Here is a 3,182-nt window from a genome sequence, read left to right on the forward strand (position 1 = left end):
GACGCCCTCGATATTTTGGCTGGGTCGGCGTCCCAAGACGTTGATGATCAATTCGATCCCGAAATACTCATGGCCTACGACATTCTTGATGCTGCTGCGCTGGCGGAACGCCAACGTGTCCGGGATGATCGGACGACGGCCGAGCGTGCTCAGGAAGACCGACTGTGGTCCTACGGGCATGTCGTCGTCGATGAAGCGCAAGAGCTCTCCGCGATGGAGTGGCGGATGGTGATGCGTCGGTGCCCTAACCACTGGATGACCTTGGTCGGTGATACTGCGCAAACAGGAAGCCCAGCTGGGGTGGAATCATGGTCGGACACGCTGGAGCCGTTCGTCCAGTCGCGGTGGCACCATCATCGGCTGACGATTAACTACCGGACTCCCAAAGAGATCACCGACGTCGTTGACCACATACGCCATCATGTGGCGCCTGATACTTCGTCGGACACTGCTATTCGTTCGAATGGCCGACGGCCCACGATGGTGTATGTACCCGAGTTGGAATCGTGCCGTGCCACTGACGCTGAAAGCGCGCACCATGAGTCGGCTGATTCGGATCACGGTCAGGTGCGAACCCCTGTTGTCGACAAACTGCAACATGTCATTTCTGAGGTTGCAGGAGCAATATCGTCAGAGCGCACTATTGCGATTGTCACTGCGGCAAACAACCCTGATCTTCAATCCTGCATTAACCAGGCTGTACAACAATCAGACCTGGATCAATCGGTGAGTATCTTGGATCCGTCGGAAACGAAGGGGTTGGAATTTGACGAAGTAGTCATCATCGAACCTGAAGATATTGCATATACGGTGGTCCAAGGATTTCAGGATCTCTATGTTGCTGCCACACGGGCGACCCAGGGTCTCACCGTTGTGTACTCGGGTCAGCCGATGTTCGAAAGCGCTTGATTCATCACACCTTGATCCCACGCCATCCGTGACCACGTGTCCCAACCATGAACGCCTATAGGATCCAGGCGGTAGTCAATGTTGACACCTGCTGCGCGGGCTTGGGCGACGAATTCCGCGGTTTGGACGGTCGCCCCAGCTTCCATCGGGATACCTTCAGTGACGGCGCCGACCAGGTTATCGCCGTAATCGGCAAAAGGATTGATCACACCTGAAGCCGACGTGACGATGATAGGCATCGTCAAATTCTGTAGATTCTCCGAGGGATTAGCCGCCCGTCGATTAGCCAGATTGAACCAGGGCACCGTGTTGACGCCCTCCGTCAGGAGAGGTTGGAGATCGGTGGTTAACCACTGGTCGGGCATCCTGGAATAGTAGAAGCCGGACATGGCGAGAACGCTCCGGTAAAAATCGGGGCGTTGAGCTGCCAAACTCATCGCACCCCAGGCTCCCGCTGAGATGCCGGTGACTAAAGTGTGCCCTGCTCCCCCACCTGGAACCCCGAAATTGGTGGCAAGATATGCGGGTAATTCTTCAGAAAGAAAAGTCTTATATTTGAATACCCTGCCATCAGCGGTGGGATGATCCCAGTCGGTATAGAGGCTTGCCGAATCCCCCGCGAGGAATACCAAGGTGGCATCCGCCGAGTCCATATGCTCTAAAGCGTGCCCATCGGTCAGCCACTCATTAGTGTCATTTTTAATACCCATGCCGCCAAGAAACTGGACCACACGGGGGTTATTGGCAGTATGCGAGGGCCGGATGACTACAGAAATGTCTCGGTTCATAGCTGCGGAATGAACAGAGCACTTCACAGCCGCATTAGCAAAGGGAGCACACCCCTGCCCCGCCGGAGCACCCGACGCATGGGGCGACGATTGTGGCGCTTGCAAAGCCGGCACGCACACCATCGATGCTGCTAAAACAGCACCATACAAACGTCGGCGGGTACTACAAAACAATCCAGTGGGGAGCATGCGTCGATCTTATAACGAAGTAACCCCACGGCAAGGGGATGCTTTATTTTGGCACCCGATCAGGTGTAGCGAACTAAGAGCCAATCCCGGCCGGAAACGACGTACCGGCTTCGTCTACATCATGTTTTAGCTAAGTCTTAGTCAACCGTGTGGACGATCATGACATCGCAATTTGATTGACGAGCCACGTCGGCTGGAACCGATCCCAACAATCGTCCGGTCAGAGAGTTAATTCCTCGGTTTCCCACCACCAGGAGATCGGCGTCGACCTCTTTCACGATGGCCATGAGCGCTTCGACCGGCGTTCCCTTCCGAACTGCCGTTTCAATGTTGGTGGCACCAACCCGGCGCGCCGCTTCTACCGCGCTTTCTAGGTTTTTACGTGCGGGGTCGTCGCCAAGGACGGTAACGGAATCTTGGCGGAGGGTCTTCGAGGCTTCTTCTTGGTTTTCGTAGTAGGCGCAACCGATGGTTACTGTGGCGTCCAAGGCCGCTGCGATTTCGGCTGCTCGCTCGACTGCGAGAAGCGACGACTGAGACCCGTCTGTACCAACAACGATTGTCGAGTATTTGCTCATTTCTACCTTCCCAACCTCATTTGTCGACGATGTCGACAGTAACCTTAGCTTTTATGGTACGTCACTTCGTTGTACTTCACTCAGTGACATTGCGCGGGCTGAAGCCACTGGGCTGTTGACACTATTCAACTCCGGCTTCAGTGATTTCCTTGAGTTCTTTCTTGACGCCAACAAGTTCGTCACGGAGCCGCGCGGCGAGTTCGAATTTCAGGTCTCTCGCGGCGTCGCCCATTTGTCGGGTTAAATCGTCGCGGAGGCGAACAAGGTCGTCGCGGGTCATTTCCGTGTAATCCGGTTCTTGGTCCCCGGCGAGCGCAGCGTCGGACGTTAATGAGGATGTTGACTGAGCCTTCTGACCATTCGCGTTCGTAGACGTTTGTGCTCCGCCTCCGGCAGTTGTTGTGCCAGCGGACTCGTGATCATCGGCTTCGCTCTCGTTGTCATAGACCTGATCGAGAATGTCGGCAATCTTCTTCCGCAACGGCTGAGGATCAATGTTGTGCTCTTTGTTAAATGCGATCTGCTTTTCCCGACGTCGCTCAGTTTCGTCAATTGCCTGAGCCATGGAATCGGTGACAGTATCCGCGTACATGTGGACTTCGCCGCTGACATTTCGGGCGGCACGGCCGATGGTCTGAATTAAGGACCGCGTGGAACGTAGGAAACCTTCTTTATCGGCGTCGAGAATGGAAACGAGGCTCACCTCGGGGAGATCGAG

Annotated in this window: 4 protein-coding genes; 1 reads left to right on the forward strand and 3 read right to left on the reverse strand. The window is 55.2% G+C overall.

Features of this window, described 5'->3' with window-relative positions; all coding sequences use genetic code 11:
- On the forward strand, positions 1 to 909 hold a 909-nt coding region (locus tag Q3981_RS04950; protein WP_368410090.1), incomplete at its 5' end, for an ATP-binding domain-containing protein.
- Here the strand turns inward: Q3981_RS04950 and Q3981_RS04955 are convergent.
- From Q3981_RS04955 to Q3981_RS04965, 3 genes are all read right to left on the reverse strand, one after another.
- On the reverse strand, positions 885 to 1,886 hold the full coding sequence (locus Q3981_RS04955) for an alpha/beta hydrolase family protein (RefSeq protein WP_303124340.1): 1,002 nt from the start codon (positions 1,884 to 1,886) through the stop codon (positions 885 to 887). The genes Q3981_RS04950 and Q3981_RS04955 overlap by 25 nt on opposite strands.
- A gap of 137 nt (positions 1,887 to 2,023) precedes the next feature.
- Positions 2,024 to 2,464, reverse strand: coding sequence for a universal stress protein (locus tag Q3981_RS04960; protein WP_012731464.1), 441 nt, complete (start codon positions 2,462 to 2,464; stop codon positions 2,024 to 2,026).
- A 121-nt stretch (positions 2,465 to 2,585) separates the two neighbouring features.
- A partial coding sequence (locus Q3981_RS04965; RefSeq protein ID WP_303124341.1) for a UvrB/UvrC motif-containing protein occupies positions 2,586 to 3,182 on the reverse strand: 597 nt, incomplete at its 5' end.

Origin of the sequence: Corynebacterium sp. (assembly GCF_030530965.1) — a bacterium.
Taxonomy (GTDB): Bacteria; Actinomycetota; Actinomycetes; order Mycobacteriales; family Mycobacteriaceae; genus Corynebacterium.

Excerpts from the sequence above, each read along its gene's own strand:
- Q3981_RS04955 (WP_303124340.1), bottom strand. The coding sequence starts at position 1,886 with ATGCTCCCCACTGGATTGTTTTGTAGTACCCGCCGACGTTTGTATGGT.
- Q3981_RS04960 (WP_012731464.1), bottom strand. The coding sequence starts at position 2,464 with ATGAGCAAATACTCGACAATCGTTGTTGGTACAGACGGGTCTCAGTCG.